The sequence below is a fragment of the Butyrivibrio sp. FC2001 genome (genome assembly GCF_000424125.1).
In the GTDB taxonomy this organism is placed as follows: domain Bacteria; phylum Bacillota; class Clostridia; order Lachnospirales; family Lachnospiraceae; genus Butyrivibrio.
The window spans coordinates 124,459-138,876 of the sequence record NZ_AUJH01000013.1 but is presented as its reverse complement, the minus strand read 5'-3'; the positions used below and the strand labels follow the sequence as shown (position 1 = coordinate 138,876).

Annotated in this window: 11 protein-coding genes; all 11 read right to left on the bottom strand. The window is 46.3% G+C overall.

Annotated features, from left to right (window positions below):
• Nucleotides 1-3: 3 nt before the first annotated feature.
• The 11 genes from G601_RS0107665 to G601_RS0107615 all read right to left on the bottom strand — a co-directional run bounded on the left by G601_RS0107665 (nt 4) and on the right by G601_RS0107615 (nt 14,403).
• Nucleotides 4-1,512: a sugar ABC transporter ATP-binding protein gene (locus tag G601_RS0107665; RefSeq protein WP_026493582.1), complete on the bottom strand. Its 1,509-nt coding sequence runs from the start codon at nt 1,510-1,512 to the stop codon at nt 4-6.
• Between the two features lie 74 nt (nt 1,513-1,586).
• Nucleotides 1,587-2,681, bottom strand: coding sequence for an ABC transporter substrate-binding protein (locus G601_RS0107660; RefSeq protein WP_026665015.1), 1,095 nt, complete (start codon nt 2,679-2,681; stop codon nt 1,587-1,589).
• A gap of 142 nt (nt 2,682-2,823) precedes the next feature.
• Entirely contained in the window at nt 2,824-4,164 is a 1,341-nt protein-coding gene (locus G601_RS0107655) for a sensor histidine kinase (RefSeq protein WP_035787351.1), read from the bottom strand.
• On the bottom strand, nt 4,164-5,768 hold the full coding sequence (locus tag G601_RS0107650; protein WP_242834394.1) for a response regulator transcription factor: 1,605 nt from the start codon (nt 5,766-5,768) through the stop codon (nt 4,164-4,166). Before G601_RS0107650 ends, G601_RS0107655 begins: the two co-directional genes overlap by 1 nt.
• Nucleotides 5,769-5,832: 64 nt before the next feature.
• Nucleotides 5,833-6,900 carry a butyrate kinase gene (gene buk / locus G601_RS0107645; RefSeq protein WP_026493578.1) on the bottom strand — a complete coding sequence of 356 codons (1,068 nt, stop codon included), beginning with the start codon at nt 6,898-6,900 and terminating at the stop codon, nt 5,833-5,835.
• Nucleotides 6,901-6,924: 24 nt separating this feature from the next.
• Nucleotides 6,925-7,842 (bottom strand): phosphate butyryltransferase, encoded by a 918-nt coding sequence (gene ptb, locus G601_RS0107640; protein WP_026493577.1) that lies wholly within the window; start codon nt 7,840-7,842, stop codon nt 6,925-6,927.
• Nucleotides 7,843-8,033: 191 nt separating this feature from the next.
• On the bottom strand, nt 8,034-8,693 hold the full coding sequence (locus G601_RS22390) for an HD-GYP domain-containing protein (RefSeq protein ID WP_051205666.1): 660 nt from the start codon (nt 8,691-8,693) through the stop codon (nt 8,034-8,036).
• Between the two features lie 155 nt (nt 8,694-8,848).
• Nucleotides 8,849-9,358 (bottom strand): acyl-CoA thioesterase, encoded by a 510-nt coding sequence (locus tag G601_RS0107630; RefSeq protein ID WP_035787350.1) that lies wholly within the window; start codon nt 9,356-9,358, stop codon nt 8,849-8,851.
• Nucleotides 9,359-9,504: 146 nt separating this feature from the next.
• Complete coding sequence (locus G601_RS0107625; protein WP_026665013.1) at nt 9,505-10,056, bottom strand: ANTAR domain-containing response regulator; 552 nt, start codon at nt 10,054-10,056, stop codon at nt 9,505-9,507.
• A 29-nt stretch (nt 10,057-10,085) separates the two neighbouring features.
• Nucleotides 10,086-11,441 carry a type I glutamate--ammonia ligase gene (gene glnA / locus G601_RS0107620; RefSeq protein ID WP_026665012.1) on the bottom strand — a complete coding sequence of 452 codons (1,356 nt, stop codon included), beginning with the start codon at nt 11,439-11,441 and terminating at the stop codon, nt 10,086-10,088.
• A gap of 199 nt (nt 11,442-11,640) precedes the next feature.
• Nucleotides 11,641-14,403 (bottom strand): hypothetical protein, encoded by a 2,763-nt coding sequence (locus tag G601_RS0107615; RefSeq protein WP_026665011.1) that lies wholly within the window; start codon nt 14,401-14,403, stop codon nt 11,641-11,643.
• Nucleotides 14,404-14,418: the final 15 nt, after the last annotated feature.

The following is a 14,418-nucleotide window of genomic DNA, read 5'->3' as shown; positions in this document are numbered from 1 at the left end:
ATCTTACTTATCCCCCGCGATCGTACTCATTATCTTGTTCTGTGTAAGGTCATCTCCGGAGAGCTCTCCTACAACCTTTCTGTCTCTCATAACAACCAGTCTTGAGCAGGTTCTGAGCATCTCATCAGTTTCCGAAGAAATGAAGGTAACACTCATACCGTCCTTTGCAAGCTCAAGCACCAGCTTCTGAATATCTACCTTTGTTCCGATATCGATACCTCTTGTGGGCTCGTCAAGAATTAGATATTCAGGATGCATAAGAAGCCATCTTGCCAGAATAACCTTCTGCTGATTACCACCTGAAAGCTGTTTGATCGGTGTTTCAGCTGAAGCGGTTTTGATATTCAGCTTCTTTATGTACTCATCAGCAAATGCATTTACCTGCGCCTTGCTGAAGGGCTTGAAAAATCCTGTCAGTACCTGAAGTGCCAGGATAATGTTTTCCTTTACAGACAGATCTCCGATGATACCGTCTCCTCTTCTGTTCTCGGGAAGATATGCGATACCGTTTTTCATAGCATCAAGAGGCTTACTGATCTTAACCTCTTTGCCGTGCATCTTGACAGAACCGTTTATAACTCTGTCCGCACCGAAAATCGCTCTTACACATTCACTTCTTCCGGAACCCAGAAGTCCGGTGAAACCGTTGACCTCTCCCTTCTTAATATAAAAATCGAAGGGCTTAATTCCTGCATTGCTCTGAAGACCTGATGCTTCAAAAATCTTCTCATCCGCATCCGCGCCTTCGTATGTTCCTCCCTCTCCCTTGATATCAGAGAGATCATCCATCTGCTTACCAAGCATCTTGGCAACAAGCTGAACTCTGGGAAGATCCTTGATCTCATACTCTCCGACAAGGGTACCGTTTCTGAGAACCGTTATTTTGTCGCAGACCTCGTAAACCTGATCAAGGAAATGGGTTACGAAAATAATACCAACTCCTCTCGCTTTAAGATCTCTCATAAGACCGAAAAGCTTTTCAACCTCCTGCTCATCCAGAGATGATGTAGGCTCGTCAAGGATCAGAACCTTACACTCCATGTCCACCGCTCTGGCAATGGCAACCATCTGCTGAACAGCCAGTGAGCAGCTTGAAAGCTGCTGATTAGCCTTTGCAGGAATCTCAAGGGACTGCAGAATCTTATCTGCATCCGCATTCATCTTTTTCCAATTTGTTATCTTACCTGCCCCGCGTCCTATAAACATGTTCTCAGCCACAGTAAGGTTGGGGCAGAGGGTTATCTCCTGATACACAGTACTGATTCCGAAGTTCTGCGCATCCTGAGGTGAACCTATTGCCACCTCTCCGCGACCTTCAAGAGTGATAGTACCTGTATCCTTGGTGTAAACACCTGTGAGAACCTTTATAAGAGTTGACTTTCCGGCTCCGTTTTCCCCCATAAGTGCATGGATCTCACCCTTGTTCAGTGAAAAATCCACATTTTGAAGCGCCTTTACACCCGGAAAGGTTTTGTTAATGCCTCGCATCTCGAGCACTCTGTTTTCTTCCACCGGCTATACCTCTTTTCTTTCATATTACATAAAAGAGCGGTGCGGACATTCCGCACCGCTCAGAAAATCAATAATTAGATACCATATTTATCAACGTCGTCCTGAGTAATTGTCTCAGCATCGAAGCCCTTCTCATCCATGATGATGGTCTTCTCTGAAAGTGTGCCGCCGCTCTCAAGAGTCTTGATGATCTCGTCGATGTAGCTAGCCTGGAAAGGATTGCACTGTCCATCATAGTTCCAGTTCTGAGCAAGGAGCTCTTCAAGTGCCCACTTGTTGCAGTCATAACCCATAACGATAACGTCTTTGCCTACGCCGTGGCTGATACCAGCTGCATCAAGAGCTGCAACAGCACCCTTAGCCATATCGTCGTTCTCTGCATAGATTACGTTGAAAGGTGTACCTGCATCGATAACTGACTGAACGATCTGCTGAGCCTTCTCTGCGTTCCACTCAGCTGTCTGCTGTGTAACAAGGTTCCATGTTGACTCAGCTGCTACCTTATCGGAAAGGGCACCACTACGTCCCTGCTGAGCTGCACTACCCATAACACCCTGGATGTGGATGATGTTGTACTCATCAAGTCCCTGACCTGCGAGCCACTCAACTGCCATCTCACCTTCCTTAGCCATATCAGATACGATTGAAGCCTCATAGAGACTAGGATCTGCATCGATTGTACGGTCGAAAAGGATAACCTTTACGCCTGCGTCCTGAGCATCCTTAAGAACTGAATCCCAGCCTGCTGTATCAGCTGCTGAAAGAAGAAGATAATCAACTTCATCCTGGATAAAGCCCTGAGCTGCTGTGATCTGCTCATCATTCTTTAAGCTGTATGCAAACTTTGCATCATAGCCGTTAGCTTCTGTAAACATTGCCTTCAAGTCAGCATCGTTTGCTGTACGATAACCGGACTCGTTAGGATCGTTGTTAATGATACCAACCTTGATAAGATCGCCTGATGCAGCGGATGTATCCTCTGTAGCGGTCTCTTCAGTTGTCTCTTCGGTCTTTTCCTCAGCTGCGGGCTCCTCAGCCTTCTCTTCAGCTGCAGGTGCCTCAGTTGCTGCAGGCTCTGCAGGAGCTTCCTGCTTAGCGCCACCGCCACAAGCTACGAGGCTAAGTGCCATTGTAGATGCCATCAATACTGACAATACCTTCTTCTTCATAACTTTTTTTCCTCCTAATTGAAAAAAGTAATTGCTAAGGGACCATTCCCTTAACAATTACTATTCTAATTTTTACAGATAAAAAAGCCATTGAATAATAAATGCAATAAAGTTAATTTTTTTACACCCTTTTTATTTAAGTTCATTTTTTTACGATTTCGGTTAAGATTTTCGGAAGTCTGATATTAACTATCGTTCCGACACCCTCCGTTGAATCGATTCCGATACCGTATTCCTCACCAAAGGAAAGCTTTATTCTCTCATTTATATTATACAGACCGTAGATAGTATTATCCTCCGGCTTCTCCATGGCAAGGCTCTCCCTTATCTTCTGAAGCCTCTCCTGGGACATACCTATTCCGTCGTCCTTCACCGTCAGCTGAATGTACTCGCCCAGATCACCGCCTGTTACGATAATCTTACCGCCGCCCCTCTTATTCTTAATGCCATGATAGAGCGCGTTCTCAACTACAGGCTGCACCGTGATCTTCGGAATCGTATAATCAAAAATCTCCTCGGGAACATCGATCTCATAGGATAAAATATCCTGATACCTTATCTGCTGGATCTCCAGATAACTTCTCACATGCTGAAGATCCTCCCTGATAGTGACGATTTCCTTACCTTTATTAAGAGAGCTTCTGAAAAAGTCCGAAAGACTTCCAACCATGCTCACGACCTGCTTCTGATTGCCCGCCTCAGCAGACCACACGATGGCATCAAGAGTATTGTATAAAAAGTGCGGATTTATCTGTGCCTGCAAAAGCTCAAACTCAGCCTTTCGCAGCTGCTTCTGCTCACTCTTTACCTGCTTCTCGATAGGCCTTGTTATCCACAAGGGACCCCAGAAGGAAAGCAGAGCCACAAAGAGAATCATGAACACAAAAATAACACCCATGATCTTCACGATATCAAGGTAGAATTTCTTCGCCTCGATCTGAGCAGTCTGAATCTGCTTATTTTCATAATAGACGTACTCGTTTATGGTCTCCTGAATAAGGGACGTAACTATCTGAACGTCATTTTCCCAGATTGTGATGTTATCCTCGTACCTGTCGTCATATTCCATATTGCTCTGGATTCTCTGGATATAGACCTCCAGATTATCCAGGTACTTCGCAACACTCTCAAGACGCTTCTTGTTGTCACCGTCGTCAGTGTAGTCCTCAAGCCTTGTTACGATCTTCCTTGCTGCAGACAGATATGTAGGAATCTTGGAATTCTCAAGGGTGACATTACCTACTATTACAAGATAAGTCTCGTAGTCGAAATCCTCCTTGAAATCCAGACTGAACTCACTGGCTGCCACAACGGAACCCAGCATCTCATCGTATCTCTCGTTCACCTTCCACAGATTATAGAAGGCATACACCATGAAAATAATACTTGGCAAAAGCAGAAGCAGATAGGATATTCGAATCTGGTTGGCGAGCTTACTCTGACCTTCCCTGACCTTCTTGCTCTTTACCTGTTCATCTCCCATCAGCCTTCCTCCGTGCGCGAGCCGCTTCTGTACTGCGTAGGAGTAACCCCCTGTGTCTTCTTAAACAAATATGAAAAATAGTGCGGGTCCTTATATCCCACCAAAAGGCCGATCTCGTTGCTCTTCTTGGAGGTACTGATAAGGAGCTCTTTTGCCGCATTCATCCTGTAATCAGTAAGATACTTGATGAAGGGCTGACCTGTTTGCTGTCTGAAAACCGCACTCAGATGATTAGGTGAAAAGTTCACATGGGCTGCCAGAGTATTAAGGGACAGATCCTCCTCGGTGTAATGCTCCTCGATATAGGATATGACCTCATTAACCGCATCCCGGTAATGACCCTTGGAATCATCTTCTCTAAGAACCGCAGCCTGACCCACAATCCTGGCCATGTACTGAATCGTGCGACCCTCATCCGCCAGAACCTCCGGAGTAGGTATCTCCGGTTTTTCCTCCTTGTGAAGCTCGTTCTCCAAAAAGTCAGCCACGCAGAAATAGATATCCATGGCGATGTACTGCCTAAGGAGCGTTGAGCGGATGGCGCCCTTGCCCATACCGTTCAGGAACTCCTCTATGAAAAATTCCGCCTCGGACACATCTCCTCTTCTAAGGAACTCTTTTATAAGCCTTCTGTCTATGTGCTTGGGATCAATCTCAGATAAGACCACATCATCCTTCCCGGGATGGAGGCCCTCCTCCGATCCCACAAGGAAGCCGTTGTCCTCAGTAAGATACATGTGAGCGAAGGCTCTGCTTGCCCATCCAAAGGAAGCCCCTATATCGCTTATTCTTCCGACACTCTGTCCCACACCGCCGAAATATCTGATGTGGTGATAGTTATCGAAAAGTGCCTTCATCTCAGTAATGCCTTCTTCGATATTTTTTTCTATGGTGTTATCGTCGTCACCTTCATATAAAAGCGCGATACCTTCCACGCCAAGTTCAAAGAAAATCGCACCGGTTTTCTCGGCGATCTCCCTTATCCCTTTCTCTATCTCAACAACGCTCTGTGAATACTCGTTAGCATCATGCCTCGTGGACCATACCTTAAGCAGGATCACGTTGTACCTGATCGCTGTAAGATCCAGAGACAGCTTCTTGGCACTCTCAATAATCTCAGAAAGCCCCTTGGTCCCTGCGACTATATCGCTGAAAAGCTCATGCTTCTCATATTCAGTGCGTTCCTTCATTTCCTCTTCATAGCGCTTTTTAATCTCTCGCTCGCGCCTTTTTTCTTTGGTCTTCTCCGCGAGAGCATCCACTTCCTTCAATAAATTATCGCCGCTTATCGGCTTTGAAAGATAGCAGGATACGCCTATCCTTATGGCCTCCTGGGCAAACTGAAAATCCTCATAGCCCGTGAGAAGTATAATCTCTATCCAGGGAAACTTCTCCTTGACCATGCGGCTAAGTGTGAGCCCGTCCATAAAGGGCATCTTAATATCAGTAATAACAATATCAGGCTGAAGCTTCTGTATCATTGGAAGCGCAACTTCCCCATCACCGGCTTCCCCACAAAACTCGTAGCCGTGCGACTCCCAATCCACATTGTTCTTTATGCCTTCCCGGACGACAAATTCGTCCTCAACCAAAAATACCTTCATCATACCCTCTAAAAATAGCCCTCCCGAGCCAACGCTTGGAAGGGCCACCCTATTTCAAAAAAAATTATTCGTAAATCTTAGCTTCCTCTTCGCCGTTCATAACACGAAGTGCACCCTGAGCAAGAGCAAGGAGCTCATCCTCACCGGGATAAACTGTTACAGGAGCGATGAACTTAACCTTCTCAGTAAGTCTGTCCATAAGAGGAGCGTTGTAAGCGATACCACCTGTGATGATGATCTGATCAACCTTACCATCAAGTACAGCTGCCATAGAGCCGATGTTCTTAGCAAGCTGGAAGATGAATGCATCGATAACGAGCTTAGCTGTGTCGTTACCCTCATCTCTCATCTTGATTACGTTTCTCATATCGTTAGTTCCAAGCCAAGCATTGAAACCACCCTTACCAACTGCCATCTTGCGAACCTCTGCCTCAGAGTACTTACCTGAGAAGCAAAGCTTGATAAGACCGCCTGTAGGAAGGCTGCCTGCACGTTCGGGAGACATAGCTCCGTCACCGTCAAGAGCATTGAATACATCGATGATCTGACCGTTCTTGTGAGCACCAACAGAAACACCGCCACCAAGGTGAACAACTACAAGGTTGATATCCTCGTACTTCTTACCGATCTCCTTAGCATATCTTCTTGCAACTGCCTTCTGGTTAAGTGCGTGGAAAATTGAAACTCTGGGACACTGAGGAAGACCTGAAACTCTAGCCTCATCACAAAGCTCATCAACAACAACGGGATCTACAATATAGGAAGGAACACCGATCTCATCAGCGATCTCTTTTGCAAGAAGTCCGCCGAGGTTAGAAGCGTGCTCACCCTGAACGCCTGCCTTAAGATCCTTAAGGAGTGCGTCGTTAACTGCGTATGTACCGCCCGGGATAGGCTTTACAAGACCACCACGGCCTACGATAACATTGAAAGACTTAACATCCTGATTAGATTCCTTGAGGAAGTTAAGAATGAGTTCTTTTCTCCAAGCAAGCTGATCAATGATGTGATCATACTTAACAATCTCCTCTGTGGGATGACGGAGAGTCTCCTCCATTGTAAGTGTCTCATCCTCGAAAATACCAAGCTTTGTTGATGTGGAACCGGGATTGATGATTAAACTTTTTATCATGGTTTTCTCCTTTATTTTTACGGATTATAAGTTTTTCTCTTCTGCTACTACTGCTGCAAGTGCTATAGAGTTGAGCTTAACCTCAACTGAATCTGAACGTGATGTAAGAATAACGGGAGCCTTGGTTCCTGTTAAGATGTTACCATTCTTAACTGTTGCAAGACGAACGATTGTCTTGTAAGTAAGGTTACCAGCGTGGATATCAGGGAAAAGAAGGATATCAGCGTCACCTACGATCTTACGGTCCTTAGCGCCAGCCTTGTGCTCAGCTGCTGAAGGATCGATAGCAAGATCCATTGAAAGAGGTCCGTCAACGATGCAGTTTTTGATCTCGCCAGCCTCGTTGAGACGTGTGAGCTCAGCTGCCTCTACAGTAACAGGCATCTTGTCGTTAACAACTTCTACTGCAGCAAGGGGAGCTACCTTAGGGCACTCAACGCCGCAAGCTCTTGCAACATTTACTGTATACTCAATAATAACCTTTTTGTCTTCAAGAGTGGGATAGGGCATGAAAGCAACGTCTGTAAGGAAAAGAAGACGGTCAATGCCGGGAATCTCAAATACACATACGTGAGAAAGAGGACGACCTGTACGAAGTCCAACTTCCTTATTAAGAACTGACTTAAGGAAAGTCTTGGAATCAAGCTGACCCTTCATATAGATATCAGCCTTGCCATCGTGAACAAGTGAAACCGCCTTTGTAGCTGCCTCAACTGTATCCTTCTCATCAATGATCTCAAACTGGGAAAGATCCATTCCCATGCCTGCTGCGATCTTCTCGATCTCATCCTTATCGCCGACAAGGATAGCATCAGCAATGCCGCGCTCCTTAGCAAGCTTAACTGCCTCAAGAACGGGCTCGTCCTGTGCGCATGCAACTGCAAGCTTCTTAGTGCTTGCTGTCTTTAACTTCGCGAGAATATCGTCGAAACTCTTACTCATTTGTGTTCCTCCTGGTTATCAAAAAAATATAATTCAACATAATATGTACTTCGAATTTTTCATATGTCTTATGACTTTTCAAAAGATATGCAAAAAATACGAGGCACACCGTTAGAATTTTACCACGATGCGCCTCGCTTTTCAATGAACCGGCATGCCTAAAAGCGCATTACCGGCGTAAATTTTCATTATTATTCTAATCTTGTGAAATACTCTTCTATAATATAAGTAGGCACTTCGGAATTCATGACATAGTTTTTGTCATCATCTATCATCTGAAGAAGAATGTCCGCAATCTCAGGATCGAACTGGGTTCCCTTGCCTCGCTCTATCTCTTCCCTTACCTTCTTTTGCTTCATGACTCCTGAATAAATTCTCTCGGAGCTCATGGCATCATAGGCATCCGCAACACCAATTATGCGGGCCTCCTCGGGAATGGCGATACCCACAAGTCCGTCTGGATAACCGCTTCCGTCGAACCTCTCATGATGCCATCTGGCACCAACCGCAAGTCCCGGAATCTCAGTGATATCCTGAAGAATCTTGGCACCTATCATGGGATGCTTCTTCATGAGATTGTACTCATTATCCTTAAGCCCTTCTGCCTTGGCTGTGATGTAGTCCGGAATTCCGATCTTACCAATATCGTGAAGCAGACCCATCTGATAGATCTCATACTGCTCCCTGCGGCTCTTACCCATGCGTCTTGCGATCTCCATGGAATAGAGCGCAACTCTCTCAGAGTGCTCCTTGGTATATCTTCCGTTCTCATCAGCCACTCTGGCAAGAGCGTGCATAAGCTGATCTATAAGCCTTTTTTGCTGGTGGTATTTTACTTCAAAATCATCCATCTTTGTCTCTGTTCCCTCTTTACTACTAATGCTCGTTTCTTATCCCCCCCAGACAAAACAGAAATTTCTCATACAAACAAGAATTCCTACATAACTTAATAAAGGTATGTAGGAAACTATTTTACACTCTTTAGTACCAAAGGAAAAGCCCTAAATTAAAATCCTTCTCTTCTCCTCTGCGCACGCAGCTCTATTCTCTTTTCAGCGCCCTGCCACTCAGCTCTCTCAGTCTCAGTGCGGACATTCAGGCCATAAGGAACCGTAGTCGGGTTGCCGTCTTCATCGACGCAGACCTCGGTGAGGTAAGCTCTGTTAACCACATGTCTCATGCCTGTGCGAAGATCCTCAACGTAGGTGTCCACGCGAACCTCCATGGAAGTCCTTCCAACGTGAGTAATTCTTCCTATTAAAACAACGATATCATTGAGCTTGATCGCCTGCTTGAACTGCATGTTATCAATCGCAGCAGTCGTAACCGGCGTGCCGGCATGCCTTAGAGCAGTTGTGCCCGCTACCTGATCTATCCAGCTCATCAGCTCTCCACCGAAAAGTCGCTCATAACCGTTGATCTCATCAAACTTAACGACTCTGGTCCACTCTGTGACGGAATCCTCCACATTTTTACTTGCTATCTGGTGATCTACATGAAAAACTCTGTTGTTCATAACAAGCCTCCGTTTTCCTAAAAAATATAAGTAAATTATACCATATATATGATGTTCAAAGGGGCAACAGAAAAAGATTTTCACATGAGAATTTCTTGCAGAACACAATAAAAAAACTCCCTACATTTATAGAGAGTTTCCAAAAATCACTTGATAGACAGAACCATCTCCGCGGTTTCAAGAAGAGATGTTCCGGAATCCATGGAACATTTCTGCAGATATTTGTGGGCCTCGGGCTCAGTCATATTGTGGCGCTCCATAAGGATCGCCTTGGCGCTGTCGATGATCTTCTGATCCTCGATACTTCTGAATCTCCTCTTTTCCTTGAGCTTCTTGCGGCGGAGCTGAACGCCCTCCACAAGCATGGTCACCGTTGAAAAGAGGTCGTCCTTTTTAAGGGGTGTGGGCAGATACACGATATTGCTGTGATCGTGGAGCGGTAACTCATCTGCCTTTGCGGGGCTTGCAACCAAAAGCATGGTGAAATAGTCCGGCATACCCCCTGCAAGCTCGATGCATTGCATATCACCGAGCCTGGAGCCGCAAATGACCACGCCGCTACCAAGGTTCTCCATAGCTGAAAGAACCTGGGCACCGGTTGTGCACACGTTGGCGATCTCAAAACCGCCACGCATCAATATGCTTTTGAAGTTCTGCGCATCCGACTGCTTAGCGAATGCAACTATAATGTTTTGCAAGCTGGCACATTCCCTTACTTAATAATCTATTACTGCTTGTTCAGATATTCGTTGATCTCCCACTGGGTCACACAGGTGCGGAAATTCTTCCACTCGCTACGCTTTGCATCAAGATATCTGTTAAATACAGCATCTCCAAGAATGCCCTTTACAAACTTGTCCTTCTTGTAGCTGTCGATGGCCTCTCCCAAAGTCTCGGGAAGAGTTGAGAATCTAGTCTTTCTAAGCTCCTCATCGGTCTTGTTCTTAAGATTGACCTTGAGCTCAGCCGGAGGCATAAGCTCTCTCTTGATTCCATCCATACCTGCCGCAAGAATAAGTGCCAGCGCAAGATAAGGGTTGCATGCAGCATCAGGATTACGAAGCTCGATTCTGGCATTTCTGCCTGCCATTGTAGGAATTCTGATAAGCGCACTTCTGTTGGTTGATGATGAAGACCATGACACATTAACAGGAGCATCATAGCCGGGAACAAGTCTCTTATAGGAATTAACAAGAGGATTGGTCACAAGAGTCATGCCACAGATATGCTCAAGGATACCTGCGATGAAATGATTTGCAGTCTCAGAGAGCTTGCCATCCTGTCCTGCAAAAACATCTCTTCCCTCCTCGTCCTCACAGAGGATATTGATGTGCATACCTGAACCGTTCACGCCTTCCTTGGGCTTGGGCATGAAGGTCGCATAGAGACCGTGGCGCTTAGCAATAGTCTTAACTGCCATCTTGAAGGTCATTATCATATCAGCCATTCTGGCTGCGTCATCTTCTGTAAACTCAATCTCGTGCTGAGCAGGAGAAATCTCATGGTGAGAGGAAGTGATATTAAAATCCAGCTCCTCAAGGTTCATGATGATATCTCGGCGCACGTTCTCACCCTGATCTGCAGGAGCAAGGTCAAAATAGCCGGCATTCTCATGAGTCTGTGTCGTAGGCTGCCCCTCATCATCAAGATCAAAGAGGAAAAACTCAAGCTGGGGATCTGCCTTGAAAATAAGGCCCATCTCCTTTGCCTCCTCAAGAACCTTCTTAAGAATATGTCTGGAATCACATGTAAAAGGCTTTCTGTCAGCGGTGTAAACGTCGCAGAACATTCTTGCAACCTTACCACTCTGGGGTCTCCAGGGATATATCTGAAAACTGTCAAGATCGGGGTACAGATACATGTCGCTCTCAAGCTCCTCAAACTTATCACCTGAAAGTCCTGTAAATCCCTCTATAGCTGAGCCGTCAAACATGCAGTCATTGTTAAGTGCAGTTTCAAGCTGACCTGCAGTTATGGCAATATTCTTCGGTGTGCCGAAAATATCGCAAAACTGAAGCCTGATAAAAGCTACGTCTTCTTCCTTCACAATTCTGAAAATGTCCTTTTTGGTTAGCTTGCCCATTTCATCCTCTTTCTGCGCCATCTTATGCGGAGGCGCTGCCGCAATATTTCTAAAACTACTAAAGCCCTTGCGCGCTCGCGGAATTTTTTCTCTAAAAAAAGAAAAGGCAAAGACACTTTTCCCTATGGAATGGCGCCTTTGCCTTGCGTCTACAATATCAAAAAACGCATGTCTGCGTCAACAGATTTTTCACCGAAAATCATTTGCGACGGTGATTTAAAAACTTGGAGAGCTCTGCCTTTATCGCCTTGAGCTCAGCAGGATCTGCGCTCTTTACAGGTCTTATGGAAACATCCTTGTAGGTCCTTGGAAGTCTCACATTATCGCCCTCGAAGGGATGGATAACACCTGTCTCATCTCCGCAGATAATTGCTCCGTCACAAAAAGCTGTAAGCTCGGCAATAAGGTTCTCGCTGGGACTTGCACCGCCAAAGCCAGCCATGCACATGCAGAATCTCTCACGAACTCCGCTGTAGCCGGCAGCTATATTTGCAGGCTTTTCATTGACAGCCGCGTCTGCGTATTTCTGCATAAGTCCTGCGCTCTTGGAAGGATACTCCCTCTTGCCGGTGCCGTAGGTTCCGTAGGGATTGAGGCAAAGGTGCTGACCCTCGCCGTCCGTTGTAAGTCTTCCGGGACAAACCGCAAGGCCTCCAAGAACAGTTCTCGGAATACCAAGAAGTAAGCCTGACAGAGCGCCCTTGGCACCTACGATACCTGCTGTAAGCTGATGGTTAAATGAAGAGATATTCTCGTTTCCTCTCACCGCTTTTCCGAAAACAGAAACAGGGAAATCACTCACATCCCCGGTGAAGCTCTTCCTTATTACAGCCACACCTGCGCGGTACTGAGGTGATATCTGGAACGGTGCCACCTCCTGAAGTGCTCCAGCACCGTTTTCCATATCGGGGTAAGTCACATCCATATGAACCAGAACGCCGTCTATTCCCTTAAGAGCTGAGGTCTTGATCAGCTGCATCGTGAACTTGCCGGGAGTAGCCTCGCCCTTTGCGTGAACCGTTCCGGTAATCCTCACACCGTCTCCTCTTCCCGCAAGCTCAGCAGAAGCAACCTCCTCACAGGTAAACTCATTTACGGTATCACCGCTTTTTACAAAGGATGAAAGGAACTGCTCATCTCCGATTCTCTCATCTCCGAAGTACACCTCGCGGATCTTACCCTTTGAAGCTCCTGTTCCGCCCACAACAATCTTAAGCTTATGTCCGGGGCTTGTGATAACATAGCTTTCTCTCTCCACACCTGCTATGCGGGCTGCCTTGCCTGCACCCTTGGCATTGTTCATGGCTGCTATGCGCTCTGCAACTGCAGGATTCTGCTCTTCCTTGGGAGGCTCCGGCTTTGTCTTAAGCTTACCCTGTGCCTCAAGGAGCCTTTTCATGGCACCCTCAGCATGGAAAACAGGGTGATCCTCGGGTCTTAGCTCAATAAGCGGCTTATGGGGCTCCTTCGGAATATCCGACCTGTCAAAATGATAATAAATCTTGTAAGTATTCTGAGCCTCTGCGAACTTCATAACCACAAAGGCGGTGTTTACATATCCGTTCTCCTTACCCATCTCAACTGCGGTGTAGGAGTCGATCTGACACTCATCACACTCCAAAACCAGTGTACTGATTTTTGGACACTGACCTCCGTCGATAGCAAGCTGGAAGGAGACAGTTCTCTGACCGGAGGCATTCATTATAATGAAGGAATTCCTCTCCTCCTCGTCCTTTCTCCTTGAGTAGAGATGCTTACCGATCGCACTGTTGTTAAGTCTCTGACGTCCGCTGGTTCTCATGGACATCTCTTTTGTATTAATAGCCTTTCTCTCGATATTCTGAATATCAAGAGAAAGCCTTTCAATCTCGCTGAACCTGTCCTTTTCCGGCGCCGGTGAAAACGGTCCAAACTCGGATGCTGACAAAAGTCTTATTCTCTCAGCCAGGGAATCGGATGCTCTCTCAGCGTTGTAAATCCTGCTGCCGATTCTCGCTCTCTCGATACGGGTCCAGATAAGTCTGTCATAGGGAAGCTCACTGTAGGATGAAAGGTCACTTCCTCTGCCCTCAGCCACATCCCCTGCGAAGGTGATCTCCGATACAGGAGCATGATCTCTTAAATATCCGCTTGGTGTGTTATACGCAACAAAGTCCAGTTTTCTCAGAGCTCTAAGGAAGCCTGCAAGGCCCTCGGTACCTGCTGCCTTTCTGAAAAGGCTTCTGATCTCCATAGGCTCCCACCAGGGACTTCTCACATCGGCGCCTGCCAGCACAAAAAGGTCACCCTCAATCTCACCGGACAGCTGCTTTTCATGAAGACCTGTCAGGAACTTTGTCATTGAACCCTCTTCAATCCAGTCAGCCGGAGTGTAGTAAGGAACCACCACTATTGAATTGTTACCATGTCTGTAGGTTGATGGATTGTAGGTCTCATAAGGAGATTTCCTGAGCTCCTTACTTACCGTGGACAGCGCATTTGGACCAACGTTACTGTTTCCCAAAAGCACAGTATTAATACCTGACTTTCTCAGTCTGGCGATCATAGACGGAGTGAAAATATCACCCTCTGCGCGAAGTGCATCTGAAGTTTCACCAAGATCATTGGATTTAAAATGAAGTGCAAAATTGAGCTCTTTTCCTGTCATGCCGGCAAAAAGATTGGCATGTCTTCCCGAGAATAAAAGCTCGTCGCCTCTCTCACGAAGCCGTGCCTTGACGCCGTCAACAACATCGGGCCCCAAAGAAGGGAGGATCCTTCCAAGTGTGTAATCATTCTCAAAATCCCACGCTGCCTGAACAGGCTGCCCCTCCTTATTAGCCTTGGCCATGATATCAAGGATCTCGCGGATACGTGCAAGGTCTCTTCCAAAGCCCTTGTTGTCGTTGGTATCCCCAAGATCAGCATGATAAAAATTTACATGAAAAAGAAATCCGAAATGGATTCTGTGATTTGTCCCCATAAGTCAAACTCCCCC

Excerpts from the sequence above, each read along its gene's own strand:
- G601_RS0107660 (WP_026665015.1), bottom strand. The coding sequence starts at position 2,681 with ATGAAGAAGAAGGTATTGTCAGTATTGATGGCATCTACAATGGCACTT.
- G601_RS0107655 (WP_035787351.1), bottom strand. The coding sequence starts at position 4,164 with ATGGGAGATGAACAGGTAAAGAGCAAGAAGGTCAGGGAAGGTCAGAGT.
- G601_RS0107650 (WP_242834394.1), bottom strand. The coding sequence starts at position 5,768 with ATGAAGGTATTTTTGGTTGAGGACGAATTTGTCGTCCGGGAAGGCATA.
- buk (WP_026493578.1), bottom strand. The coding sequence starts at position 6,900 with ATGATAAAAAGTTTAATCATCAATCCCGGTTCCACATCAACAAAGCTT.
- ptb (WP_026493577.1), bottom strand. The coding sequence starts at position 7,842 with ATGAGTAAGAGTTTCGACGATATTCTCGCGAAGTTAAAGACAGCAAGC.
- G601_RS22390 (WP_051205666.1), bottom strand. The coding sequence starts at position 8,693 with ATGGATGATTTTGAAGTAAAATACCACCAGCAAAAAAGGCTTATAGAT.
- G601_RS0107630 (WP_035787350.1), bottom strand. The coding sequence starts at position 9,358 with ATGAACAACAGAGTTTTTCATGTAGATCACCAGATAGCAAGTAAAAAT.
- glnA (WP_026665012.1), bottom strand. The coding sequence starts at position 11,441 with ATGGGCAAGCTAACCAAAAAGGACATTTTCAGAATTGTGAAGGAAGAA.
- G601_RS0107615 (WP_026665011.1), bottom strand. The coding sequence starts at position 14,403 with ATGGGGACAAATCACAGAATCCATTTCGGATTTCTTTTTCATGTAAAT.